At 61.5% G+C, this 24,218-nt stretch carries 20 protein-coding genes and 1 pseudogene; 8 read left to right on the top strand and 13 right to left on the bottom strand.

The window, feature by feature from the left end; translation table 11 throughout:
- Positions 1 to 84 precede the first annotated feature (84 nt).
- From BMX92_RS07030 to BMX92_RS07000, 7 genes are all read right to left on the bottom strand, one after another.
- Positions 85 to 960: a universal stress protein gene (locus tag BMX92_RS07030; protein WP_177184954.1), complete on the bottom strand. Its 876-nt coding sequence runs from the start codon at positions 958 to 960 to the stop codon at positions 85 to 87.
- A 41-nt stretch (positions 961 to 1,001) separates the two neighbouring features.
- Positions 1,002 to 3,659 (bottom strand): HAD-IC family P-type ATPase, encoded by a 2,658-nt coding sequence (locus BMX92_RS07025; RefSeq protein WP_256213304.1) that lies wholly within the window; start codon positions 3,657 to 3,659, stop codon positions 1,002 to 1,004.
- Positions 3,660 to 3,894: 235 nt separating this feature from the next.
- The gene (locus BMX92_RS07020; RefSeq protein ID WP_093014082.1) at positions 3,895 to 4,200 is read right to left on the bottom strand and encodes a hypothetical protein; all 306 of its coding nucleotides are present in this window, start codon (positions 4,198 to 4,200) and stop codon (positions 3,895 to 3,897) included.
- A gap of 195 nt (positions 4,201 to 4,395) precedes the next feature.
- Positions 4,396 to 5,253 carry a universal stress protein gene (locus BMX92_RS07015; RefSeq protein WP_256213303.1) on the bottom strand — a complete coding sequence of 286 codons (858 nt, stop codon included), beginning with the start codon at positions 5,251 to 5,253 and terminating at the stop codon, positions 4,396 to 4,398.
- A gap of 107 nt (positions 5,254 to 5,360) precedes the next feature.
- Entirely contained in the window at positions 5,361 to 5,750 is a 390-nt protein-coding gene (locus BMX92_RS07010) for a response regulator (protein WP_093014800.1), read from the bottom strand.
- Positions 5,751 to 5,839: 89 nt separating this feature from the next.
- Positions 5,840 to 6,463 (bottom strand): response regulator transcription factor, encoded by a 624-nt coding sequence (locus BMX92_RS07005; protein WP_093014079.1) that lies wholly within the window; start codon positions 6,461 to 6,463, stop codon positions 5,840 to 5,842.
- Complete coding sequence (locus BMX92_RS07000; RefSeq protein WP_256213302.1) at positions 6,453 to 8,345, bottom strand: PAS domain-containing sensor histidine kinase; 1,893 nt, start codon at positions 8,343 to 8,345, stop codon at positions 6,453 to 6,455. Before BMX92_RS07000 ends, BMX92_RS07005 begins: the two co-directional genes overlap by 11 nt.
- A 280-nt stretch (positions 8,346 to 8,625) precedes the next feature.
- On the opposite strand from BMX92_RS07000, the gene BMX92_RS06995 reads away from it, so the two are divergent.
- Entirely contained in the window at positions 8,626 to 9,051 is a 426-nt protein-coding gene (locus tag BMX92_RS06995) for a hypothetical protein (RefSeq protein WP_093014076.1), read from the top strand.
- A gap of 29 nt (positions 9,052 to 9,080) precedes the next feature.
- Here BMX92_RS06995 and fabI read toward each other — a convergent pair whose 3' ends face one another.
- The 5 genes from fabI to BMX92_RS06970 all read right to left on the bottom strand — a co-directional run bounded on the left by fabI (position 9,081) and on the right by BMX92_RS06970 (position 15,294).
- Positions 9,081 to 9,854, bottom strand: a complete 774-nt coding sequence (gene fabI, locus BMX92_RS06990) for an enoyl-ACP reductase FabI (RefSeq protein ID WP_093014074.1) — start codon at positions 9,852 to 9,854, stop codon at positions 9,081 to 9,083.
- Positions 9,851 to 11,047 carry an acetate/propionate family kinase gene (locus tag BMX92_RS06985; protein WP_093014071.1) on the bottom strand — a complete coding sequence of 399 codons (1,197 nt, stop codon included), beginning with the start codon at positions 11,045 to 11,047 and terminating at the stop codon, positions 9,851 to 9,853. Before BMX92_RS06985 ends, fabI begins: the two co-directional genes overlap by 4 nt.
- On the bottom strand, positions 11,044 to 12,465 hold the full coding sequence (locus tag BMX92_RS06980; RefSeq protein ID WP_093014069.1) for a bifunctional enoyl-CoA hydratase/phosphate acetyltransferase: 1,422 nt from the start codon (positions 12,463 to 12,465) through the stop codon (positions 11,044 to 11,046). The genes BMX92_RS06985 and BMX92_RS06980 overlap by 4 nt, the downstream gene beginning before the upstream one ends.
- A 1-nt stretch (position 12,466) precedes the next feature.
- The gene (locus tag BMX92_RS06975) at positions 12,467 to 14,218 is read right to left on the bottom strand and encodes a PHA/PHB synthase family protein (RefSeq protein WP_093014066.1); all 1,752 of its coding nucleotides are present in this window, start codon (positions 14,216 to 14,218) and stop codon (positions 12,467 to 12,469) included.
- A 167-nt stretch (positions 14,219 to 14,385) separates the two neighbouring features.
- Positions 14,386 to 15,294: a LysR family transcriptional regulator gene (locus BMX92_RS06970; protein ID WP_093014063.1), complete on the bottom strand. Its 909-nt coding sequence runs from the start codon at positions 15,292 to 15,294 to the stop codon at positions 14,386 to 14,388.
- 111 nt (positions 15,295 to 15,405) lie between these two features.
- Between BMX92_RS06970 and BMX92_RS06965 the strand changes: the two genes are divergently transcribed.
- The 4 genes from BMX92_RS06965 to BMX92_RS06950 all read left to right on the top strand — a co-directional run bounded on the left by BMX92_RS06965 (position 15,406) and on the right by BMX92_RS06950 (position 18,447).
- Positions 15,406 to 15,759, top strand: a complete 354-nt coding sequence (locus BMX92_RS06965) for a putative quinol monooxygenase (RefSeq protein ID WP_093014060.1) — start codon at positions 15,406 to 15,408, stop codon at positions 15,757 to 15,759.
- Positions 15,760 to 15,797: 38 nt separating this feature from the next.
- The gene (locus tag BMX92_RS06960; protein ID WP_218145740.1) at positions 15,798 to 16,481 is read left to right on the top strand and encodes a hypothetical protein; all 684 of its coding nucleotides are present in this window, start codon (positions 15,798 to 15,800) and stop codon (positions 16,479 to 16,481) included.
- Positions 16,482 to 16,617: 136 nt separating this feature from the next.
- Positions 16,618 to 17,202 (top strand): carboxymuconolactone decarboxylase family protein, encoded by a 585-nt coding sequence (locus BMX92_RS06955; protein ID WP_093014057.1) that lies wholly within the window; start codon positions 16,618 to 16,620, stop codon positions 17,200 to 17,202.
- Between the two features lie 117 nt (positions 17,203 to 17,319).
- The gene (locus tag BMX92_RS06950) at positions 17,320 to 18,447 is read left to right on the top strand and encodes an alkene reductase (protein ID WP_093014054.1); all 1,128 of its coding nucleotides are present in this window, start codon (positions 17,320 to 17,322) and stop codon (positions 18,445 to 18,447) included.
- A 422-nt stretch (positions 18,448 to 18,869) separates the two neighbouring features.
- On the opposite strand, the gene BMX92_RS06945 is transcribed toward BMX92_RS06950, so the two are convergent.
- A complete protein-coding gene (locus BMX92_RS06945; RefSeq protein WP_093014052.1) occupies positions 18,870 to 20,138 on the bottom strand; it encodes a tyrosine-type recombinase/integrase in 1,269 nt (422 codons plus the stop codon).
- Between the two features lie 488 nt (positions 20,139 to 20,626).
- On the opposite strand from BMX92_RS06945, the gene BMX92_RS06935 reads away from it, so the two are divergent.
- The 3 genes and pseudogenes from BMX92_RS06935 to BMX92_RS06925 all read left to right on the top strand — a co-directional run.
- Positions 20,627 to 21,850, top strand: coding sequence for a TCR/Tet family MFS transporter (locus BMX92_RS06935; RefSeq protein WP_093014047.1), 1,224 nt, complete (start codon positions 20,627 to 20,629; stop codon positions 21,848 to 21,850).
- 71 nt (positions 21,851 to 21,921) lie between these two features.
- Positions 21,922 to 23,493 carry a glutamine-hydrolyzing GMP synthase gene (guaA, locus tag BMX92_RS06930; RefSeq protein ID WP_093014044.1) on the top strand — a complete coding sequence of 524 codons (1,572 nt, stop codon included), beginning with the start codon at positions 21,922 to 21,924 and terminating at the stop codon, positions 23,491 to 23,493.
- A gap of 294 nt (positions 23,494 to 23,787) precedes the next feature.
- Positions 23,788 to 24,075: pseudogene (locus BMX92_RS06925) on the top strand (Arm DNA-binding domain-containing protein); the annotation flags it as partial.
- Positions 24,076 to 24,218 lie beyond the last annotated feature (143 nt).

Genomic DNA, 24,218 nt, shown 5'->3' with positions numbered 1-24,218 from the left:
CATCTTATCTGGAGTGTCGCTGTTCGAACTGAGGCCGTTGGCTCGATGACGCATAGCTGAGAGAGTCCGATGCCGGATTGGAGCCTACGGCTGATAACGGATGATCAGGAGATCGCCTTCGAGCTTTTCGATCAGGGCCTTGGCAGTGCTGCCGATGAGCGCGTCGAACAAAGCGCCCCGCCCATGGCTACCTATCACCGTCAGATCCATCTGCTGATCCTCGACATAGTCGCTGAGCTGCCGCTCTGGAGAGCCATGTTCGATGACCACGTCGAGCCGCTGGCGTAACCGCGCCTCCACTCGGTCATCACCAAGAAACCGGGTCTGAAGTTCCTTCTCCATCGCGCGCAGGTCACGTTTGAAGCTCTGGTCGTCAAGAAAGCCGGAAAACGGCACATCATAGGCGTGGAACAGTGTTAGTGCGGCAGTCGGAAACAGATGTGACGTTGCCAGCAGCGCCTGAAGCGATGCTTCTGAAAAGTCGGTCGCCACCATGATGTTCTTGTAGGGTCTTGTTGCCCGGTCATGTACGACGAGGACGGGCGCCGCCGATCCTCGCACAAGCCGATTGACGGTATTGCCAAGAAAGAAGCGACCCAGCGTTTCATCGCGTGCGACGCCTGTGACGATAAGGTCGCAGCCTTCGCGGGCAGCGATCGCCAGCAAGATTTCCGATGGCTCGCCTTCCTCAACTATGACGCGGATGCCACCGGCAGCGTCGCCCAGATCGCGCCGGAGGCGCCATCGCATCCGGTCGATGGGGCTCGGCAGGCGCCGCCAGGACGCCGGCGTGCGATCGAAGCGGAACTGGCGCGTTGCGTCGGGGTCCACGACATGGGCCGCGATCAGTTCGGCGTCCCAGGCCCTGGCTAGCTGGATCGCACGGTCCAGTGCCCGATCGCAGCGGCAACTGAGGTCCGTGGTCAATAGTATCTTCCGCGGCGCGACTATCTCATTCATGCGACATCCTTTCATCGTTAGTTTGGACTAAGTCAGTCCAGTCAGGACAGTTCGTCGAACCAGCCAAGGCGGCGCATCAGCAGCTTTTCCGCTTCAAGGCAGAAGAACAGACCTGCGCCCAGGGCGATGATGAGCGCGCCGTCGGTGAAGGTGAGCGGCCGACTTTCGAAGATCGCCTGCATGAACGGCGCATAGGTGTAGAGAAGCTGCGCGATTGCGACCGTTGCGATTGCGCCAAGCACGACCGGCGTTCCGATCGCGCCGCGCCAGGTGAGCGAGCGCATGTGGAGATAGCGCACGTTGAACAGGTAGAAGATTTCCGCCACGACCAGCATGTTGACGACCATCGTCCGCGCCGTTTCGACGCTGCGGCCCTGATCGAGCGTGTAGAAGAAGACGCCAAGCCCCAGACCCGCGAGCAGCATCGAGACGAGGAAGACGCGCCAGAGGAGGAAGGGCGAGAGCAGCGGCGCGCTCGCTGCCCGCGGACGCCGCGTCATCGTGCCCGGCTCGCTCGGTTCGAACGCAAGGACCAGACCCAGCGTCACGGCAAGCACCAGGTTGATCCACAGGATCTGGGTTGCCGTCATCGGCAGGGTGAAGCCAATCAGGATGGCCAGAACGACAGCCACCGTTTCGCCGCCATTGGTTGGCAGTGTCCAGGCAATCACCTTGCGGATATTGTCGTAAACCGTGCGTCCTTCGCGCACCGCGGCGACGATCGAAGCGAAATTATCGTCGAGCAGGACCATCTCGGCCGCTTCCTTCGCCGCCTCGGTCCCCTTATGGCCCATCGCGGTGCCGACATCGGCCTGCTTGAGGGACGGCGCATCATTGACGCCATCACCTGTCATGGCGACGATGAGGCCATGCGACTGGAGGGCTCTAACGATCCGTAACTTATGCTCGGGGCTGGTGCGGGCAAAAACGTCGACGTTCAGCACATGCGCGGCAAGCGCGTCGTCGCTCAGTGCTTCGACGTCCTTGCCAGTAAGGCCGTGCGGATCCGCGCTGATATCAAGCTGCCGTGAGATGGCGAGCGCCGTGGCGAGGTGATCGCCGGTAATCATCTTGACGGCGATGCCGGCCGAGCGGCACTCGGCAATTGCCGCTCGCGCTTCGTCACGCGGCGGGTCGATGAAGCCCATCAGGCCGAGAAACTCGACGTCGCTCTTCAGGTCGTCAAAGACAATGCGCTCCTTGCGCGAGGCGAGCCGCTTCATGGCGAAGCCGAGCAGGCGTTCGCCATGTTCAGCCGCCTTCGTGATCCGCTGGTCCCAGAGCTGCTGGTCGATGCCCGCGATCGCCATCACTTCTTCGGGCGCACCCTTGATGAAGATCACCGGTTCGCTGCCTGGCCCCTCATGGAGGGTCGCCATGAAGCGATAGGCTGCATCAAATGGGATTTCGTCGAGCCGCCGCCATTCGCCGCGCAAGTGATCAGCGTTGGCTCCAGCCTTCATCGCCAGCGCGACCAGCGCGCCTTCCATCGGGTCGCCATCGACCTTCCAATGTCCGCCATCATTTCGCAGCATCGCATCATTGCACAGAAGTCCGCAGCGGATGATGGCGCTTGCCGAAGCAATGGCGTCGGCATCGTCATCGGCCCCCTCGCTGGTCAGGCCGCCCTCCGGCGCATAGCCTGAGCCTCCCACCAGAATCTCGTCTTTCTCGATGAGAACACGCCGCACCATCATCTCGTTGCGTGTGAGCGTACCTGTCTTGTCAGAGCAGATCACGGACGTGGCCCCAAGCGTTTCTACGGCGGGAAGCCGCCGGATCACGGCATTGCGCTTGGCCATCCGTTGCACGCCGATCGCGAGGGTAATCGTGATAACCGCCGGCAGCCCCTCGGGGATGATACCAACGGCAAGCGCGACGATCGCAATCAACGCATCAATCCAGTGAAACTCGCGTGCCACCACAGCGAAGGTGAACAGGGCGACCGCACCCGCCATGACAAACCAGGTGAAGCGGCGCGCAAAGCGGTTGATCTGGCGCAACAGCGGCGTTGTGACCGTGTCGACAGACTGGAGCAGACGGCTGATCCGGCCGATCTGCGTGTCCATCCCGGTTGCAGCAACAACACCGCTTGCTTGTCCCGAGGCCACGAGCGTGCCTGAAAAGGCCATGCTGCGCTGGTCGGCAATCCCGAACGACGCCTCGACCGGATCTTCATGCTTTTCGACAGCGACGGACTCGCCCGTGAGCGGAGCTTCATCTATAAGAAGACCCCTGGCACGCAACAGCCGAAGATCCGCAGGCACACGGTCGCCGGCCTCCAGCATCACGATATCACCAGGCACCAGATCGGGAACTGCGACCGTGCGACGCGCGCCTTCGCGCAGGACGACCGCGTGTGGAGCGATCATGTCGCGGATCGCGCCCAGCGCGCGCTCGGCTTTTCCTTCCTGGACGAAGCCGACGACCGCGTTGACGAGAACGACCACCGCGATGACGATCGCGTCGACGAGATGCCCGAGCAGCCCGGCTGCAAATGCTGCGGCGAGAAGAAAATAGATCAGCGCGCTGTTAAACTGGGCGAGGAAGCGTAGCAGTGGATGTATCCCCGCCGCGCTGGGAAGCGCGTTCGGGCCATGCTCTGCAAGCCTCTTGCCAGCGTCTTGCTCACTAAGACCGGCAATGTCTGCGTCCAACCTGTCGAGAACCATATTAGCCGGCAGAGCATGCCATGCCACGATCTTATCCAGCTTCACCGATTATCACCCCGTCAGTTCGTTGAACTGGCCGAAAGATCAGGATTGGCGCCTGCCGGGCATATACGGGATCATACTAGGGTATAGTTCGGCCCGCGCGGCAAAGAAGATCGCTTTAGACCGCACCGTGCGTGCAGGCCGGGAATGCGCACAGAGCGCCTACCTTATCATATCGACAATCATCATCGGTCCCTTCCGGGTTCTCGATAGCGTTTGCTCATGGCCGTCCCCGAACATGGGCGGCGGGATCGATAATCGTGATGGCATCGCGCGAACCATTTGCGACGGCATCGACGATCCCGAAAATCTCGACACGACCGCCTTCGTTGTAAATGCGTCCCGCCACGGTGCCGTGGATGATGGCGCGACTGCCCCTCTCAATGACCAGGTTGCCCGTGATTGTGCCGTGGAGGACGAACCGGGCGCCTCGGCGCAGGGTCGCGTCGCCGGCGATCATGCCATAGAGGGCGATATCTTCATTGAGGGTATAAGGGCCTTCGATCCTGCCATGCTCTGCTCGCACAACGCACTCCGGTAATGTGTGAAACGACACTGTTATACATCATCCAGGCTTATCGGAGTTGCTGGCGGAAACTGAGATAGAAATTACTCGAACACGGAACAGCCTGGCTCCGGTCTTGTGATCCTCATTTGGCGGGCAATCCGGCAAGCGGCCTCGCAGGGGCACGGAGTCCTTTCCGTTCCGGCAAAGGCAGCGTCAGTGTCCGAACAGGACGGGCAAGGGCGCGCCATTGATCAGATCATGGGTGACGCCGCCCAGGAACAGCTCGCGAAGGCGCGAGTGCGCCGACGCGCCGACCACCAGCAGATCTGCCCGGTTCCGCCTCGCAAAATCGACCAGGACAGCAGACTCGCTCTCACCCTTCGAGAACAAACCATGGACCGTCACATCAAAGCCATGCCGACTGAGATTGCGGGCAATGTCGGTACCGGGTTCAGACCCATGCCCTTTTGCGCTGCTTTTGGCGTCGACGACGACCACGTCTATTTTCGCGCCAGGCATTGCCAACTGCAATGCGTCACCGAGCGCGCGGGTTGCTTCCCGCGTCGCATTCCACCCAATCGCCAAATGATGGAGGGGGCGGGGATTCCACTGTGGTGGCAGGATCATCACCGGCCGTCCGGACGACAGTGCGACATTTTCGAAGAGGCGCCGGCGAAGATGTTTGTTGGCGTAGGCATCGGCCTGTCCGAACAGGATCAGGTCAGCATAACGAGCCTGGACCGGAGCCTTGTCTAGTAGAGACTCCGGTGCATCGCTCAGTATCCGCACCTCGAAGCCGTCCCGCTCACCGATCCTGGCAACCTTGGCCAGCTTCTCCTCAGCCGCCTCCACATAGTCCGCGAGCAGAAAATAAGGTGGCCCGTAAGCGACAGCATAGTCGGGGGTAGGAACCGCCGAGAGGATTGCGATGGTGAGATGCGCTTCGCGAAAGCGTGCAAACTCGCGCGCATCCTTCAGGAACTGCTCGTCCGCATCACCTGTATCGACGATCGCCAATATGTCCTTCGCCATCATACCCTCCGCAATTGCATCGGCGAGATGGTCGATCATCAAGGAAACTAGTGCATTCGTGGAATGTACGTAGGCCCCTTGGAACAGTGTGTACTTCGACAATCCGCCCGCTGAGATAGCGATGAATTCACGGTAAAGCGCGCTTCCTATGTTCGGCCAGTGGCACGATCGACGCAGGCGAGCAGCCTGCGGTCGACCAGGGGCTTCTCCAGAATATCGGTGAACTCCGCATTTTCCCGATCTTTGAGATAGGTTCGATCGGCCGTTATCAGGATGGCCGGCTGTCGCCATCCGGCGGCCCGAAGGGCGTGCAGCAATTCCGGCCCGCTCATTCCCGCCATGCGATCGTCGGTAACAAGGCAAGCTGCCAGGGTGGCGGAAGGATCAGCGAGCGCGAGAGCGGCGCTCGAAAAGGCGCGCACGTCATAACCATAGGCCCGGAGCATCAACTGGATGGAGCGACGATCGGCGCTGTCGTCTTCCACGAGCAGGACACGCAACCGTTCTAAATCGGCATGACTGCCACGCTGTAGCATCGCGGATTTCCACTCGGGCTTTACCATCTGTTGCCACTATGTGTCTCATCCAAATTCCCGTCCCTACGTAATCCCCCCAATCAAAAATCTCAGTTCGGATAGATGCCCAGGCCGGCTGCGAAGGCGATCCGCAGGGCATCGGGGAAGGAGCGGACGCCAAGTTTCGCCATCAGATTCGCGCGATGTACCTCGACCGTTCGGGCGGATATGCCGAGATCATAGGCGATAGTCTTGTTGGGCAGCCCCCTGGCAAGGCCTTCGAGGACGTCGCGCTCACGCGGGGTAAGGCTGGCTATGACGAGCGCCGCTTCCTGCGCGGACGCCGCATAGCGTTCCTTGTCGTCGAGCCGCGCGAAGGCAGCCTCGATGGCGTCAAGCAGCACCGCAATGTCGAAAGGCTTCTCGACGAAATCGACCGCGCCAGCCTTCATCGCGCGCACCGCGATGCCGACATCGGCATGACCTGTCAGCAGAACGATCGGCATCGTCACGCCTTGATCGATCAGGGCCTGTTGGACATCAAGGCCATCCATGACGGGCATGCGGATGTCCAGCAGGATACACCCTTCGGCGGCGCTTCGCACATCCTTGAGAAACTCGACCCCCGACGGCCACGCTTCCACTCTATATCCCGACTTCTTCAGAAGGAAGCCGGCCGAACGGCGGATTGCCGCTTCGTCATCAACAATATGGACAGTGGGCCTATCGCTCATCGCGCTCCTCCGAAATGATGTGCATCAAGGTGAAATGAAAGCGCGTCCCGTGACCGGCGGACGATTCCACCCATATCTTGCCGCCATGCGCTTCGACGATCGTGCGGCAAATCGAAAGCCCCAGGCCCATGCCGTCTGTCTTGGTGCTGAGAAAAGCCTGGAAGAGTTGGGACGCGACCCCCTCGTCGAGGCCAGGGCCGGTATCCGCGATAGTGACACGCACCATCCCCGCGCTTCCCAGTGCACTCGCAATGGTGATGATCCGCGTCGGACTTTCCACCATCGCCTCGGCGGCGTTACGGATGAGATTGACCAGGACCTGCTCGATCTGGATGCGATCGGCGAGCACTGGCGTGGCCGCCTGATCGAGCTGAAGTCGGACGGTGATGCCATGTTCGCTCAGACCAACCAAGCCCAGCGAACATGCTTCCTCAATCAATGTCGGCAGATCATGGACCTGCTTCTGCACCTCGCCGCGGGCCACGAAATCGCGCAACCGGCGAACGATCTGTCCTGCACGCAGTGCTTCACCCGCCGCGTCGGCCAGCGCGTCCCTCACTTCGGCGACGGTTTGCGGATCGGGCGACTCCAAGAGGATGTTGGCGATTTGCACATAGTTGACGACCGCGGTGATGGGCTGATTCAATTCATGGGCGAGCGTCGAGGCCATAGCCCCCATCGCGCTGACCCGGGAAACGTGGATAAGTTCGGACTGGAGATCCTTGAGGCGAGCCGCTGTGGCCTCCTGGTCGGTGAGGTCGCGCATGAAGCCGGTAAAGACCCGCTCGCCTCCACCGGTGGCTTCACCGATTGCCAGCTCATGGGGGACGAGGGTGCCGTCTTTCCTGCACCCCATTACGCGCCGCGTGCTACCGATAATATGCGCTTGGCCGGTCTTGAGATATTGGGTGATATAGCCATCGTGCGCTTCGCGGTCGGGCGAAGGCATCAGCATTGAGACATTCTTGCCAAGAACCTCGCTTTCGTCGTAACCGAACATCCGCTGCGCCGCGTTGCTGAACGAGAGCATCGTTCCTTCGGCATCGATCGTCACCATCGCATCGGGGACCGTCGCCAGAATGGCGTTGAGCTGTGCTTCGCGCTTCTCGATCGCGCGTTCTGCTGCCTTCTCGTCAGTGATGTCCCGGACGACCTTCCCAAAGCCCCGCAAGCGCCCGTCAGCGTCGTGGAGCGCCGTTATCGTCACATCGGCAAGAAACTCTGACCCGTCTTTGCGTAAGCGCCAGGTCTCTTCCTGAAACCGCCCATCCGCGCGGGCCTGGGCAAGGTCCGCCTCGGGTTTGCCTTTTGCCACATCCTCATGCGGATAGAAGGCGGCGGCGCTGCGGCCGAGGATTTCCTGCTCCTTCCAGCCTTTGATCCGTTCCGCGCCCTTGTTCCAGATCGTGATGTGTCCCCGCGCATCCAACATGTAGATGGCGAGTGTGGTCGCACCGTCGATCAGCAAAGCCTGTTCTTCGGCCGTTTCTTGCGCTTTGCGTGAACTCTCGCCCGCGTCGATTTCATGGACATGCGCTGCTTCGCGCCAGTGCGAAAGCCGCCTCATAAGCAGCACGATCCCAAGTGAGATCGTCACAAATCCCGCCGCATGGACGAGGCGGTCCGCATCGCGAAACGGCGTATCCACGAGCAAGACTCCGCTCAGTGCCGAAGCAAAGGCAGTGGCTGCTGCCGCCATGACGCCGCTCGCCCATGCGGAGGCAAGAACCGCTATTGTCAGCAACAGCCAGGTCGGCCGATCGGCGAGGAACGGTTCAAGAGCGATGGCGGCCAGCGTTGCGATGCAGACCGACAACAGCGACGTGATGACAACGCGCGCCGGGGACGCGGGAGAAGCCTGCGGTGAAAGCCTTACTGCCACTGAAGTTCATCCATCTGCCGTCGCCACAATTAGAGACAGATTGTCTCCTTTAGCGACCCGGCGCAACCGCTTGGCGCTCGTCGGCGGTGGCGGCTGATCGGGATGACACTCCGGAGCGAAGGGCGATGAGCATGAAATCGCCCGTTTTCCTTTGCACGTCCACCTGCTGCTGCTTCGTAAGCGATCGCAAGCTACGTACATTCCACGATGGCCGGTGAAGTCGGCGAAGGCCAGGCTCCGGCCACCCGTCTGAAAGGACACAGCATATCAGGAGACCATCATGGCACAGCCCCTCGAAAACGTCGTCGCCCTTGCGCAGGCGAATATCCGCCTTGGCCTCAAGCTCGCCGAGACGTGGCGGGAGAGCGGTCAGAAGCTGATCGAACTTGGCACCAAGGGAGTGGCCGAGATTGGCGAGGAAACGCGTGTCGCGTTGGCGAGCAGCCTGTCTGCCGACAAGGGAACCTCGGTCAACAGCGTCAACGGGCACTGGCAGGACATGCTTGCCGAGGTCGAGGCTGTCCGCATCGCGACCGCGCAGGAGATGGAGGCAGCGGTGGGCGACTGGCGCAAGAGCTGGGCCGAGGCGTTGACCCTCGATGCCAACCTCCCCGCGGAAACGCTTTTCAAACCCTGGCTGACAATGCTTCAGTCAGTGGCCCCGTCTCCGGCCCCGGATAAGGGCGTGACGGCAAAGAAGTCCTGAAAGCGCAGCTCGCTCGCGCGGGCGATGCATCACGCCAGAAGATGCTGGCCGCTGTCTACCGGAATGATCGTCCCGGTGATGCGACGGGCGGCGTCGCTGACGAGGAACGCCGCCAGAGCGCCCACATCGGTGATGTCGACCAGTTGTCCCGATGGCGCTGCGCTGGCAGCGCGGTCCAGAAGCTCATCGAACCGCTCGATGCCGCTGGCGGCCCGGGTTGCGATGGGGCCGGGGGAAATCGCATGAGCGCGGATTCCCTTTGAGCCGAGTTCGGCGGCGACATAACGCGTGGCGCTCTCGAGCGCGGCCTTAACCGGTCCCATGAGATTGTAATTCTCGACGACGCGCTCCGAACCATAGAAGGTGACGCAGAGCAGACAGCCGCCATCCGCCATCAAAGGTTCGGCGAGCTTCGCCATGCGCAGAAAGCTGTGACATGAGACATCCATCGCCAGCGCGAAACCTTCGGCCGACGAATCGACGACCCGCCCGTGCAAATCTTCGCGCGGCGCAAAGGCAATCGAATGGAGCAGGAAGTCGAGGCCGCCCCATTCATCGCGTATCCGCTCGAACAAGGCTTCCAGCTCGCCCGGCTGCCGGACATCGCAAGGCGCCAGCCACTCGATGGCAAGCGCCTCCGCCACCGGTTCAACATAGGTTTTCGATTTCTCGTTAAGATAGGTTGCAGCCAACCGCGCGCCACAGCGCGAGAAAGCCTCGGCACAACCAGCAGCAATGCTGCTGTCGTTGGCGATGCCGACGACCAGTCCGCGCTTGCCTGAGAGATCCACGAGCGGCTTCATTTCGATGTGCTCCTTTCCGACGAAATCAGGTCGGTGACATGATGGGCAATGACTGCTTCTTCATCCGTCGGAATGACGCGAACGCGCACTTTGCTTTCCTGCGTGCTGATGACGGCGGCGTTCGCGCTGTTGGCCTCTGGATCGAGAGCGACGCCTGCCCATGACAAGCCTTCGCAAATCCGCGCCCGGATGACGGCATCATTTTCGCCGATGCCGGCTGTGAACACGAGGCCGTCGAGCCCTCCTAGCGAGGGAATCAGCGCCGCCGCCTGACGGACAGCCTGTCTCACGAACAGCGAGATGGCTTCGGCCGCCTCGGGTGCTTCGCTGGCGTGGAGCGTGCGCATATCGCTCGATATGCCGGACACGCCAAGCAGGCCGGATGTCCTGTAAAGGAGCGTCTCGACCTCGTTCGGCGACATGCCCATCTGCGTCTGCAAATGGAGAACGACACCGGGATCCAGCGCGCCAGCCCGCGTGCCCATCATGAGACCATCCAGCGCGGTGAAGCCCATGGTCGTATCGACGCTCTTGCCCTCGCGCATTGCGCACATGCTGGCGCCGTTGCCGAGATGCGCCGCGATCACCCGCCCCCCGGCATGCTGGGGATCGGCATCGAGCAAGCGCCTGGCTATGTATTCGTAGGACAATCCGTGAAAGCCGTACCGCCGCAAGCCCTGGTCATGGAAGGTACGGGCCAGGGGCAGGCGCGTGGCGAGCGGGGGCAGGTGGTGATGGAAGGCGGTGTCGAAGCAGGCGATCTGTGGCCGATTGGGCGCTAAGGCGCGCAACGCGCGCACGGCGGCCAGGTTATGGGGCTGATGAAGCGGCGCCAGTGGGACCAGAGCTTCCAATGCTTCGAGCAGGGGATCATCGATCAGTCGAGGCGCATAGAAATCGCTCCCGCCGTGGACGATGCGATGACCGATGGCGACGATCTCACGGTCGCCGAGCTGTTTGGCGGCCCAGGCGAACAGATCTTCCAGCAGATGCTCGTGCGAGAGGACACTTCCTTGCGGCCAGTCACGTTCAAGGATGGCCTCCCCTTGGGCATCGCGGGCACGCAGGCGAGGCGCTGTGCCGATCTCCTCGATCTTCCCGCCGGCATCGAAGCGCAGGCCATCGGCCAACAGTTCATAGAGCGCGAACTTGATGCTGGACGAACCCGCGTTGAGCGTGGCGATGACCTTCACGAGGGCCGGACCAGAGGACCGGGCGACGCTTTCGTTGCGGCGCGCGCTAGAAGCACGGCGACGGCGCAGGAAGCGAGGCTCGTGCGAAGAGAATCCGCTCGGCTCGTGAGGATGATGGGAACCCGTGCGCCCAGCACCACTCCGGCCGCATCAGCTCCGCCGAGAAACGTAAGCTGCTTCGCGAGCATATTGCCTGCTTCCAGATTGGGAACGACGAGGATCTCGGCGCGACCGGCGACGAGCGAGACAATGCCCTTTTCCTTGGCTGCCTTCTCGCTGATCGCATTATCGAAGGCGAGGGGGCCGTCGAGGATGCCGCCGCTGATCTGGCCGCGATCGGCCATTTTGCAGAGCGCAGCGGCCTCCAGGGTCGAGCGGATTGCCGGGTTCACCGTTTCCACAGCGGAGAGGATCGCGACCTTTGGCTCCTCGATACCGATCACATGCGCCAAATCGATCGCGTTGCGGATGATGTCTGCCTTGTCCTCAAGGCTCGGCTCGATGTTAATCGCGGCATCGGTAATGATGAGCGGCGTCGGATGGCCAGGCACGTCCATGACATAGGCATGGCTGACCCGGCGTTCGGTCCGAAGGCCCGTCGCCGAGGGGACCACGGCGCCCATCAGCTCATCGGTATGCAGCGATCCCTTCATAATCAGTCCCGCCTCGCCCGACCGCACCAACTCCACCGCGCGGGCCGCAGCGGCATGACTGTGAAGCGTGTCAACGACCCGGAACGCGGAGATGTCCTGGCCGGCATCCTCGGCCGACTTGCGGATCCGGGCCTCCGGGCCGATGAGCAGGGGAAGAATAAGACCGGCTTTGGCGGCGTTGGCAGCAGCCGTAATGGCCGCCGGGCTGCAAGGATGGACGACGGCGGTCAGCACCGGATCGCCGCCAGCCGTCTGTTCGATGAGCCTGCGATAGCCGTCATGATCCGAGATCTGGACGTCGGGGAGCGCGATGCGCGGACGGCGCACCTTCTCGGTCGGCGCTCGCACCTCGGCTTCGCCGGTGATGACGTCTTCGCCCTGCTGATTGACGCAGCGGCAGTCGAACAGGATCACCTCATGCCCCGGACGCTTCTCCTTGACCGTAACGGATGCGGTGATTGTGTCGCCAAGCCCCACAGGTCGGCGGAACCGCAAACTCTGGCTGAGATAGATCGTGCCCGGGCCGGGAAGCTCGGTGCCGAGCACAGCCGAGATCAGGCCGCCGCCCCACAAACCATGAGCGATCACACGGCCGAACAGGTCGCCAGCGGCGAACTCGGCATCGAGATGGGCCGGATTTACGTCGCCCGAGACCAACGCGAAAAGCTGAATATCACGCTCGCTCAGTATCCGCGTGATACTGGCGCTGTCACCCACCGCGATCTCGTCGAAGGTGCGGTTCTCGATCATTTCGGGGCTGCTCATCTCAGCGTTCCATCACATAATGACCAGGCGCATCGCAAAGCGGCCGATAAACGCCGTCCGCTTGTCCCATGCCCGGCGGTGCGACGCGCTCGCCCGAATGCGCGCCAAGCCAACGGCCCCATTCGAGCCACCATGACCCATCCTGGGCTTCCGACTGATCGAGCCAATCGTCCGGATCGAGCGCCGGGCCGTCGAGAGGCCGTGTCGAGACATGGAAGCGCCGACGCGCATGGCCAGGTTCGGAGACAATGCCGGCGTTATGGCCGCCGCTGGTCAGCACGAAGCGGATCTCCGCACTTGTGAGCCAATGAATCTTGTGGACCGAGCGCCAGGGCGCGACGTGGTCGCGTTCCGTTCCCACCACGAACAGAGGCTGGCGCAGTGCTGACAGGGTGACGGTGCGGTTTCCGACCTTGAACCGCCCCTCGGCGAGGTCATCATCGAGGAAAAGCCGGCGCAGATACTCGCTGTGCATCGCATAGGGCATTCGCGTCCCGTCGGCGTTCCAGGCCATCAGGTCAGACATCGGCTCGCGCTCGCCCATCAGATAAGTGCCGAGGATACGGGACCAGATGAGATCATTGGATCGCAGGATATGGAAGGCGCCGCCCATCTGACCGCTGTCGAGATAGCCACGGCTCCACATCATATTTTCGAGCAGGTTGAGCTGGGCTTCATCGATGAAGAGGCCGAGTTCGCCCGGCTCGCTGAATTCCGTCTGTGCGGCCAGCAACGTAAGAGTGGCCAAGCGGTCATCCTGATCACGCGACATCGCCGCCGCCGTAATCGCGAGCAAGGTTCCTCCCAGGCAGTAGCCCAGGCCATGAACCTTGTCGGAGCCGGTGATCGCCTGAACGGCGTCGAGCGCGGCTACCGGCCCAAGCCGCCTATAGGCATCCATGTCCAGATTTCGATCTTCGCTGCCCGGATTGTGCCAGGAGATCATGAACACCGTGTGTCCCTGGTCAACGAGCCAGCGGACGAGAGAATTGTAAGGGGAAAGGTCGAGGATGTAGTATTTCATGATCCACGCCGGAACGATCAGGATCGGCTCGGGATGCACGGTCTCGGTGGTTGGCGCATACTGGATCAGCTCGATCAGTTCGTTGCGGTAGACAATTTTCCCAGGCGCCGCCGCGACGCTCTTGCCGACAACAAACTGTTCGGAGCCCACTGGCGGCTCGCCCCGGGCCAGGCGTTGAGCATCCTCCCACCAATGCCGCGCGCCTTCGACGAGGCATTGCCCTCCAGTCTCGACAATCTTGCGCTGAAGCACCGGGTTTGTGGCAAGGAAGTTGGTGGGAGCGAAGACGTCGAGAAGTTGGCGTGCGGCGAAATTGACCATCTGCTCATGGTGGCGCGAGACTCCGCCGATCCCGGTTGTTGCCGCATGCCACCATTGTTGGTTGAGCAGAAATGCCTGCGAGATCAGGTCGAATGGCCGTTCGGACCAGGCAGGATCCGCGAAGCGCCGATCCTGCGGCAGCGGTGCGATCGCAGGATCGGCACGGTCGTCGTCCGCCCGTCGGGCGGAATAGTCGGCGATACGCCCGACTTTCCGGCACGCCTTGTTCGCAAGCTGCAACTGTTTGCCTGGCGAAATCGCAAGGTGCGCGGCCCAGTCCAGGAATGCCTGGGTCATCGTCACCGGCGACAGTCCTGACATCGCTTGCGCCACAAAGGCGGCGGCCGCGCGGTCGAGTGTCTGGGCGATCCCGTCGAGCGGGTCTGGGGAAAGGCTGGAGGTTGTCATATATGCTCCGAAGGGTTGGCATTGGCATGCCGCCCCGGCACTCCCCTCGCACTACGTAATATCCATTAGGCAGCCCATGCGGCGCAAGCCGCCATTTGGAAGCGGGGGCTTGGAATTCAGTAAAGTGAGGTCGCGACGGTCAAACGCATAAAGCCATCCTCAACGTCTCAACTCAGCTTCCCGCTCGCCGCTTCTGCCAGCAGCCGGTCAACGAGGTGGCGAACGCGGGGGCTGAGATGGGCCTGGCGCGGCCAGACGGCATGAACCTCGACCGGCACCGTCGAGAAACTGGTCAGCACAACCTCCAACATCCCCTGTGCCACAGGAGCCCGCACCATTGATACAGGGACCTGGCACAGACCAAGGCCCGCGACCGCCGCTCCCACCATCGCTTCACCGTCGCTGATCTGGTGCGTCGCTGGCGGAGTGATCTTCTTCTCCTGACCGCCTTCCCGGACAATCCAGGCGAGCGGCGGTCCGTTGGAAGACCCGACGATACAGCGGTGGTGGCGCAGGTCGGCCAGTGTCTCGGGGCGGCCATGCTGAAGCAGATAGGCCGGTGCCGCGCAAATCACCCTGTCCTGGTCGACGAGATGGCGCGCGATCAGGTGGCTGCTGTCTTTGAGCGTCCCGAACCGGATCGCGAGATCGACATCCTCTTGCAACAGATCGCTGGTCGCATCGGTAAAGGTCAGGGCGAGATTGAGGCCAGGGTGCTCGCGCGCGATGTCGACAAGAATCGGCAGAAGTACGTTGCGCCCGAATGCGACCGGCATATCTACCCGTAACCGACCGCTCAGGACGCAACCGGCAGACGCCAGCGCTGCCTGCGCGGCGGTGATTTCATCGATCGCGGCGACGCACGCTGCAAGATAAGCCTCACCATCTGCCGTCAGCCGTGTCAGCCGGGTGGTGCGGTGAAAGAGCTTTGTCCCAAGCCGCGCTTCGAGCCGCGCGATCGCCTTTCCGACTGCGGATTTCGTCATCCCGAGCCGCTGGGCGGCAAGCGTGAAGCTACCTGCGCGGGCGGCAGCGGTGAACACGGTCGTACCGGCCAGAGGATCTTGCTCCGCCATTGTGCCCCTCAATTCTACATAGAGTCTCTATCTGCGATATTTATCATGCAATCTTCTACCGTATATTGGCAAGTGCGGAGGCTGTCGCTTCGACCGATCAGGAACCAATTCATGCAGAACGAGATCTACTCCCTCTATCATCTCTCGATCCTTCCCGAGAATTTCGAGGCGTTCAAATCGCTCGTCGAGCAGATCGTCGAGGCGACAAGCAAGGAGCCCGACACAACCACCTACGAATATGTCGTCAATGCCGAACACAGCGTCGTGCATATCGTCGAACGCTATCGCACCCAGGGTCTGCTGCCGCATGTCGAAGAGACCTTCACGCCCTTTGCTGAGCGGTTTCTTGCGCTTGCCAGCATCGACAAACTTTATGTCTACGGCGACACCACGCCGGACATTCGCGCCAAGCTCGATGGCTTCGGCGCCGTCTATCTGACGCCGTTCGCGGGCTTTTCGCGGTGACTTCGCGGGGAGCCATGAGGACAGGGCGCCGCACAGCATTGATAGCCGGCGCCATTGCGGTCGCCGGTATTCTTGCGTTGGGCGGTGCCCCGGTTTCCGCTCAGGATCAGGTCGGGGACTTCCGGCTATCCGGCGTCGCTCTTCAGCAATCCACCTATCAGGGCGACCCGGCCCTCAAACTGACCATGCCGTCTTCCGCCTATCAGGATCCTGCGCGTGAGAAACTGGCCGACCGCAATTTCATGGCATGGCTACCGCTCGATTTTAGCGACGGCACGATCGAGGTGGAAGTTGCGAGCGATCTCGCTGCGGATGCACCGGACTATGCCCGCGGCTTCATTGGTCTGGCATACCGGATAGACGCGCAGGGCCGGTTCGAAAACATCTACCTGCGCCCCACGAACAGCAGCGCTCCCGATCAGGTCCGGCGTAATCACACCGTCCAGTACGCGGCGTATCCCGATTTCCGCTTCGACATGCTGCGTTCGCAGTTCCCCGAGAAATATGAAACCTACGCCGATATCGCCGCTGGCCGCTGGATTCACATGCGGCTTGTCGTCGAAGGATCACAGGCACAATTGTTCCTCGACCGCTCACCGAATCCCGCCTTCATCGTCAACGACATGAAGCTGTCACCCGGCCAGCGTGGCGGCGTCGGCATCTGGCTGGAATCCGGAACCGTCGCTCATTTCCGCAACCTGCGCGTCATCCCCAAAGACTGAATCTCGCGAAAACGGGATCGGTCACGGTTTCAGAGGGTCTCAGCACCGCCCGGCGCTGCTCGTATGACTAAGTGTTCGCAATTGAAGCCGTCGGTCCAGAAATTCATCGGAACCAAGACATTTTAAGGAGGTAGCCGTGGCGGACCAATCTCTATCCAACGACAAGATCAGCTCGGTAGTCAAAATCGATTATCCAGATTTTGCTGAACTTCCGCGCGACGTGCGAGAAAAGTTTGAGAACCTGCCGACAAAAGTGAACGCTTTCCGGATGCTGGGCCACAGCGCAGGCACATTCATCCCCGTTATCGATCTCACCAATGCCATATTCAAGAATTTGGTCATCTCGGATTATCACAAGGAACTCGTCGTCCTGCTGGTGGCTGCGCATGAAGGCGCGACCTATGAATGGGAGCAGCATGTTTCCATCGGCCAAGCCGCAGGCGTCCGCCAGGAACAGTATGTCGCCATTGCCGAAGGCCGGTTGGACGATCCCGAAGCCTTTGGCGAAAATGAGCGCGTCCTTTTGCGGCTAGGAAAGGCCGTGTTGGAAAAGGGCAAGGCGCCTGGTGTGTTGTTCAAACATGGCCTGCGATATTTTTCCGTTCAGGAATTGGCCGACGCCCTTATCGTTCTTGGCTACTACAGGATGTTGTCCGGCTTCATCCAGACCTTCGATCTTTCTGTCGATCCACAGACCGACGGGAATTGGATCAAGGGCTGAAAATCGACCTGCCGAATTCCTTCATCAACAGTCGGCGGCCTGATTTGAATGATCGGCGGCCTCTTCGACGCGATGCAGCCCGCACATATTTGCCAGTATCAAAGGATCACTTACTCAATGACTCCCGTTTTCGAAGATTTCGACCTGTCCGGCACGCTGCTCAAAAACCGGATTGTCATGGCGCCCCTGACCCGCTCGCGGGCACCGCGCGATGTCGCCGACGAACGGGTCGCGCTTTATTATACGCAACGCGCCACCGCCGGGCTGATCGTCAGCGAGGGCACACCGATCTCGCGCGAAGGACAGGGCTATCTCTTCAATCCCGGCATCTTCACGCCCGAACAGATTGCAGGATGGCGCCTGACCACCAACTCGGTGCATGCAGCGGGCGGCAGGATGTTTGCCCAGATCTGGCATGTCGGGCGCGTCTCACATCCCTCGATCCAGGAGGACGGGAAGACCCCGGTCAGCGCAAGCTCGAAGCGCCCGTCCGGTGCGATGGCCTATGGCTATGACGCCGACGGTAAGCCCGATCTGGTGGAAGCACCTACGCCGCGCCAACTCGCCACGGACGAGGTGGCGCGCATCGTCCAGGAATTTGCACAGGCGGCGGCCAACGCTATCGAGGCGGGCTTCGACGGGGTCGAGATCCACGGTGCGAACGGGTATCTGTTCGAGCAATTCATGAACCCTCTCGTCAACGACCGCACCGATCAGTATTCGGCCGCCACGCTGGAAAACCGTCTCCGCTTCACGCTGGAGGTGATCGACGCCGTCGTCGCGCGCATCGGTGCGAACCGGGTCGGCATCCGCATCTCGCCCTATGGGCAACTTTTCGACATGCCGCACTATCCGGAAATCGACGAAACCTACATCACCCTCGCCAGCGAGATCGGCAGACGCCAGCTCGCCTATGTGCATGTCATGGATCAGTCCGGCTTCGTGGTAGGCGAGACAGTCGTCGGAGCCGGCGAAACCGGGTTTCCGGGGCTCTTGCGCAAGCTCAAGGGGTATTTGCCGAACACGGCCCTGATCCTGGCAGGCGGCATGACGCGCGAGAGGGCCGAGAAGCTAATCGGTGATGGGGTGATCGATCTGGCGGCCTTTGGCACCCCCTTCATTGCCAACCCGGACCTGGTCGCACGGCTGAAGAACGATTGGCCGTTGAACATGCCGATCCGCAGCACCTTCTATGGCGGCGGCGCCGAGGGCTATATCGACTATCCGGCCTATACAGCCGCTTAATCGAGATTAGATATGTATTAGCGATCATCCGGCCTTTAGATGTCACATAGGCATAATCGGCCGACCGCGCCGTCTTCATTCGAGACGTGCAGATTTGGCAAGAATCTTACTGACTTTGCAATCAGGAAGCGGCGCGGTCAGGCTTATTGTTCAACCGAATGATGTCGACCGTGCGTGCATAGCGTTCGCCCTCGGCTGCTTTGGTAAGGATGCTGCCAAGGGTCCGATAATTCTCTTCGTTCAGCCGGCGCCTCCGCGCCATGTCCTGTGGCATCCTGACACGTGTGCTGGATTTACCTCGATGACGCCTAGCTCGTCTCGCGCATATGCGAGCCTCAAAAAAGGCGATATGGATTGGTCTTCCAGCATCGGTCGCGACCTTCGCATTGCTTTTGGCGCTGGGCAAAAAGCCTGTTCGACCGTCACGCGGCAAGCTGCATCGTATCCAGCTTCGCGGCGCCCTCGGCAAGGAGCCGCTCAATCTTGTCCGAGGTCCGCCGCACGGCGAGCTTCAACGCTTCGTCGATGTGGATATAGTCCTGCGTGACGTTCTGCGAGGCGTGGCCGAGCATGGCCCGGATCGTCAGCTCTGAAAAGCCGAGATCGCCGGCTACGCTGCCGAACGTATGGCGCAGTGTGTGCGGCGTGACGCCCTCGATCCCGGCGAGCTTGCAGATACGCTCAAGGCACGCGCTGACCGCCGTGAACGGTCCCGACCCCACTTCTGAAGGGAAGGCGTGCGGATTGCCCACGAGACCAAGCTGGCTCTCCACGACCTTCACCGCCGCAGGTCCGATGGCCCGAATTTGCGCGCCACCCTTCGTATCGGGAAACGCCACATAGCCGCTCGCGCCATTGACCCAAGCCCGGTGCATTGCTTGCGCCTCTTCCCGGCGATACCCGGTTAGCAGCAGCGTGCGGAGTGCGCCGAGGGCGACGGGGTTCTCGCCATTGCGCTCGGCATAGGCCATTGCCTTGCCTACCATGATGATCTCGGCGACGCTGAGGCGCCGCGTCTTTTTTCTGCCGGCCAGCTTCTTCGCGCCTTGTGTCGGGTGAGCATCGAGCAGGCCCTTATGCTTGGCATGGCCAATGATGGCCTGAATAGTGCCCACGCAACCCGATGCAGCGGCGGGACCGCCAGTTGCCTTGCCGCCGCGGCCGTCGCCGCGCGGCTTCGCGGTCTTCCCCACTTTCACATCGGTCTGCATCTGCTCGATGTCGGCCGGAGTCAGATGCCGCACGATCCGCTTGCCGAGCAGCGGTTTGATGTGCGTCTTGATCCGGCTTTCGTCCTTATCGAGCGACGATGCCTTGATGGGGAGATTCTTGCGCCCGAGAATACGTCCGGCGCGGGCCTCGACAAGATACCAGTCGCACATCTCCTCGACCGTCATCCCTTTGCGCGCTTGCTGAACTTCCTCGGCGGGATCTTCGCCTTTGATGACGGCGGCGAGTTTGAGCTTGGCTTCGTCGCGGGCCTGTTCAACCGTCAGAATGCCATAGCGTGCGATATTCATGCGGCGCTTGATCCCCTCGGCATTTCGGTACTGCACGATGAAGGTCTTCAGACCCGAGGGCAGCACCCGCACACCGAAGCCCTTCACATCAGTATCCCAAAGGACTTCCTGCTTCGCCGCGGGCGGGACGAGCGCATCGATGGCGCGCTTGGTCAGTTTGCAGGTTGGCATTGCGTATCTCCAGTTGGAGACAAAACTTGAATGGAGCAGCTTTGTCTCCAAAATGTCTCCACAGAGCGTCTAATTACGCCCAGCCACAGAGTACGATAGACAACTGTAAGTATCAAGGAATATTAGGAAAATCGTAGTGTAGCGCAGCCTCGAAAAGCGTGGGAAAGCCCGGCGTTTAAGTTGCCAAGGTTGGGGTCGAGGGTTCGAATCCCTTCGCCCGCTCCAATATTCTTCCTATAAATTCATTTTATAACAGTGGTTTCGGGCGAAACGCGACTGCGGCCTGGCCGCCGTTTCAGCCCTTGAGGAGCGCGAATATTTTCGCGCATCCCATCGGCCTCTCGCTCAGCAATATGCTCAAGAAACCGCGAAAGCCGCATTGAAGACACCCGCGCCCGTGGACGGAGGGCATGACAGCATTTAGCAACTTCATAAACTTCGCCGCGGCGCCCCTTGGCATCCTCTGCGCGCCGCGATAGCCCCACGCCATGACCGCATCCGCCTCCCCGCGCCGCACCGCCGCGATCATCTTCATCCTGATCACGGCGCTGCTCGATGTGATGTCGATGGGCATCATCATCCCGGTGCTGCCGCATCTGATCGAGACGCTGTCCGGATCGGATGCTGCGGCGGGCATGTGGAACGGCCTGTTCGTGGCGCTCTGGGCCGGCATGCAATTCATCTGCTCGCCGCTGATCGGTTCGCTGTCGGACCGTTTCGGGCGGCGGCCGGTCATCCTGATTTCGGTAGCGGGGCTGGCGCTCGATTATGTGCTGATGGCGCTGGCGCCCAATCTCTGGTGGCTGGCATTGGGGCGTATATTGGCGGGCGTCACCTCGTCCAGCTTCACCTCCACCTTCGCCTATATGGCCGACATCACCCCGCCGGAGGAACGCGCCAGAGGCTATGGCCTGATCGGCGCGGCGTTCAGCGCCGGCTTCGTCGCCGGGCCGCTGATCGGTGGCGTGCTGGGTGAGATTTCCCACCGCGCGCCCTTCTGGGCGGCCGCGGCGCTGTCTGGCCTCGCCTTTCTCTACGGCCTGTTCGTGCTGCCCGAATCGCTCGCGCCGGAAAAGCGCATGGCGTTTAGCTGGCGCCGGGCCAACCCTTTTGGCGCCTTGCAGTTGCTGCGGTCCCACCCCGAATTGTCCAGCCTCGCCGTCGGCAATTTCCTCCTCTATTTCGCGCATCATATCTTCTCGGCCATCTTCGTCCTCTATGCCGGTGACCGCTATGGCTGGGGCGCCTGGCAGGTCGGCACCCTGCTGGCGCTGATCGGCGTGCTCGACATGGCGGTGCAGGGATTGCTGGTCGGGCCGATCGTCAAGCGGCTGGGGGATCGCGCCACCATGGTCATGGGCCTCTGCTTCGGCGCCGTCGGCCTCGGCGCGATGGGGCTGGCGCCCAGCGGCCTGTTCTTCGTCGCCGCCATGTTCCCCAACTGCCTGTGGGGTTTGGCCATGCCGACCATCCAGTCGCTGATGACCCGCCATGTCTCCGAATCCGAACAGGGCCAGTTGCAGGGCGCGAACAACAGCGTCGGCGCGATCGCGGGCATCGTCTCCCCGCTCTTCTTCGGCGCCATCTATTCGCTGTCGGTCGGACCGAAGCCGGCCCTGCCCTTCATCGGCAGCGGCTTTCTGATCGCGGCCGCCATCCTTGCGGGCGCGGCGCTGATCGGCTGGCGCGCGGGCAGGCAGTTCAAGGCATAACTGGACATAAGGGCAAGCTGCGACTAACCGGGCGCGAATCCCTTCCCACGCTCGATTATAAAGGCGATTCGATGACGCTGCCCCTTCAGGATTCCATCCTCATCGTGGATTTCGGCAGTCAGGTGACACAGCTCATCGCCCGGCGCGTCCGCGAAGCCGGCGTCTATTCCGAGATCGCCCCCTTCAACGCCGCCGCCGAAGCGTTCGAGCGCATGAAGCCCAAGGGCATCATCCTCTCTGGCGGCCCGTCCTCGGTCATGTGGGACGACAGCCCCCGCGCCCCGCAGCATTTCTTCGACGCCGGCGTGCCCGTGCTGGGCATCTGCTACGGCCAGCAGACGATGATGCAGCAGCTGGGCGGCAATGTCGAAGGTGGCGAGAGCGGCGAATTCGGCCGCGCCTTCATCGAGGTGAAGAAGGATTGCGCCCTGTTCGACGGCCTGTGGACCACGGGTGAAAATCATCAGGTCTGGATGAGCCATGGCGACAAGGTGACCCAGCTTGCGCCCGGCTTCGAGGTCGTCGCGACCAGCGAGGGCGCGCCCTATGCCGTCACCGCGAACGAAGCCAAGCGTTTCTACGCCACCCAGTTCCACCCCGAAGTCGTCCACACCCCCGACGGCGCGAAGCTGCTCGCCAATTTCGTCCGCCATGTCTGCGGTCTGGCCGGTGACTGGACCATGGCGGAATTCCGCGCGACCAAGATCGCCGAAATCCGCGCGCAGGTCGGCGTTGGTCCGAATGGGGGCCGGGTCATCTGCGGCCTGTCCGGCGGCGTCGACTCTGCGGTGGCCGCTGTTCTCATCCACGAAGCCATCGGCGACCAGTTGACCTGCGTCTTCGTCGATCATGGCCTGATGCGTCTGGGTGAAGCCGAGCAGGTGGTCAGCCTGTTCCGCGAACATTATGGCATCAAGCTGGTGCATGTGAATGCGGAGGAACGCTTCCTGGGTGGCCTCGCCGGCCTCACCGACCCGGAAAAGAAGCGCAAGTTCATCGGCGGCGAATTCATCGCCGTGTTCGAAGAGGAAGCCGCCAAGATCGGCGGCGCGGATTTCCTCGCGCAGGGCACCCTCTATCCCGACGTGATCGAATCGGTCAGCTTCACCGGCGGACCTTCGGTCACGATCAAGTCGCACCATAATGTCGGCGGCCTGCCCGAACGCATGAACATGAAACTGGTCGAACCCTTACGCGAACTGTTCAAGGACGAAGTGCGCGTACTGGGCAAGGAACTGGGCCTGCCCGACATTTTCGTCGGCCGCCATCCCTTCCCCGGACCCGGCCTTGCCATCCGCATCCCCGGCGAAGTGACCAAGGAACGCTGCGACATTTTGCGCAAGGCGGACTTCATCTATCTGGAGGAAATCCGCAATGCGGGCCTCTATGACGCGATCTGGCAGGCCTTCGCCGTGCTGCTGCCGGTCCGCACCGTGGGCGTGATGGGCGACCACCGCACCTATGACAGCGTCTGCGCGGTGCGCGCCGTCACCTCGACCGACGGCATGACCGCCGACATCTATCCCTTCGACGCCGCCTTCCTCAGCCGCGTCGCGACGCGCATCATCAATGAGGTCAAGGGCATCAACCGCGTGGTGTATGATTACACGTCGAAGCCGCCCGGGACGATCGAGTGGGAGTGAATTTGGCCCCTCCAGCGGGGGCCGAAACTACGCCATATTACGCCGTAAGTAATTGATAAAAATTATTTTTATCGCAACGACATTCAACTACAATCGGTGGGTAGCATTCAAATCCGTCGCGCGATCTGACGGTATCGCCTCCTCTTGTCCATCGCCAAAATCGCCGTTACTGTCAGGGACGCAACAGCCCGTGACGGTAATTTTTTCCGCCTAAGCCACTGGAAACAGTGTGCTTTTCGGGTCGGGAGAGGTGCGTTTTAGAGGCGACGGTAAAAATGATCGGAGGCTCTGGCGATGTTAACCGATGCAGCACTCAAGCATTTGAAACCAAAAGAGAAAGCCTACAAGGTGACGGACCGTGATGGCATGTATGTGCGCGTCGGGACGAACGGCACCATTTCCTTCCGCCTGGATTACCGTCTGCACCGCAGGCGGGAGACCGTAACCTTCGGAAAGTACGGGCCTTCCGGCCTTTCTCTGGCCAGCGCTAGAGAGAAGTGCATCGACGCCAAGCGCATGGTCCAGGAAGGGCTATCGCCTTCAATTGAAAAGCAAAGAGACAAGCGCCGGATCAAGGAAGCGCTCGAAGGCGCGCAACGTCTACCTATCGATGCAGATGCTGGACTGAGTTGAGTTGGTGCCGGAAATTCGGACAGGGTTTTAAGCTCATGCGGACCTGAAGGAATGGACGGGAATGAAGACGACGAGAAAGCGCTACAGCGCGG

The sequence above is a fragment of the Sphingobium sp. YR768 genome, assembly GCF_900111125.1.
Lineage (GTDB): Bacteria > Pseudomonadota > Alphaproteobacteria > Sphingomonadales > Sphingomonadaceae > Sphingobium.
The sequence above is the reverse complement of the archived record's forward strand: the minus strand, read 5'-3'. Positions and strand labels throughout refer to the sequence as shown.

Coding starts and splice junctions, on each gene's coding strand:
- BMX92_RS07030 (WP_177184954.1), bottom strand. CDS start 960: ATGAATGAGATAGTCGCGCCGCGGAAGATACTATTGACCACGGACCTC.
- BMX92_RS06975 (WP_093014066.1), bottom strand. CDS start 14,218: ATGACAACCTCCAGCCTTTCCCCAGACCCGCTCGACGGGATCGCCCAG.
- guaA (WP_093014044.1), top strand. CDS start 21,922: ATGACGCTGCCCCTTCAGGATTCCATCCTCATCGTGGATTTCGGCAGT.
- BMX92_RS07005 (WP_093014079.1), bottom strand. CDS start 6,463: ATGAGCGATAGGCCCACTGTCCATATTGTTGATGACGAAGCGGCAATC.
- BMX92_RS07015 (WP_256213303.1), bottom strand. CDS start 5,253: ATGATCGACCATCTCGCCGATGCAATTGCGGAGGGTATGATGGCGAAG.
- fabI (WP_093014074.1), bottom strand. CDS start 9,854: ATGAAGCCGCTCGTGGATCTCTCAGGCAAGCGCGGACTGGTCGTCGGC.
- BMX92_RS06970 (WP_093014063.1), bottom strand. CDS start 15,294: ATGGCGGAGCAAGATCCTCTGGCCGGTACGACCGTGTTCACCGCTGCC.
- BMX92_RS06995 (WP_093014076.1), top strand. CDS start 8,626: ATGGCACAGCCCCTCGAAAACGTCGTCGCCCTTGCGCAGGCGAATATC.
- BMX92_RS06965 (WP_093014060.1), top strand. CDS start 15,406: ATGCAGAACGAGATCTACTCCCTCTATCATCTCTCGATCCTTCCCGAG.
- BMX92_RS06980 (WP_093014069.1), bottom strand. CDS start 12,465: ATGAGCAGCCCCGAAATGATCGAGAACCGCACCTTCGACGAGATCGCG.
- BMX92_RS06945 (WP_093014052.1), bottom strand. CDS start 20,138: ATGCCAACCTGCAAACTGACCAAGCGCGCCATCGATGCGCTCGTCCCG.
- BMX92_RS06950 (WP_093014054.1), top strand. CDS start 17,320: ATGACTCCCGTTTTCGAAGATTTCGACCTGTCCGGCACGCTGCTCAAA.
- BMX92_RS07010 (WP_093014800.1), bottom strand. CDS start 5,750: ATGCTACAGCGTGGCAGTCATGCCGATTTAGAACGGTTGCGTGTCCTG.
- BMX92_RS06935 (WP_093014047.1), top strand. CDS start 20,627: ATGACCGCATCCGCCTCCCCGCGCCGCACCGCCGCGATCATCTTCATC.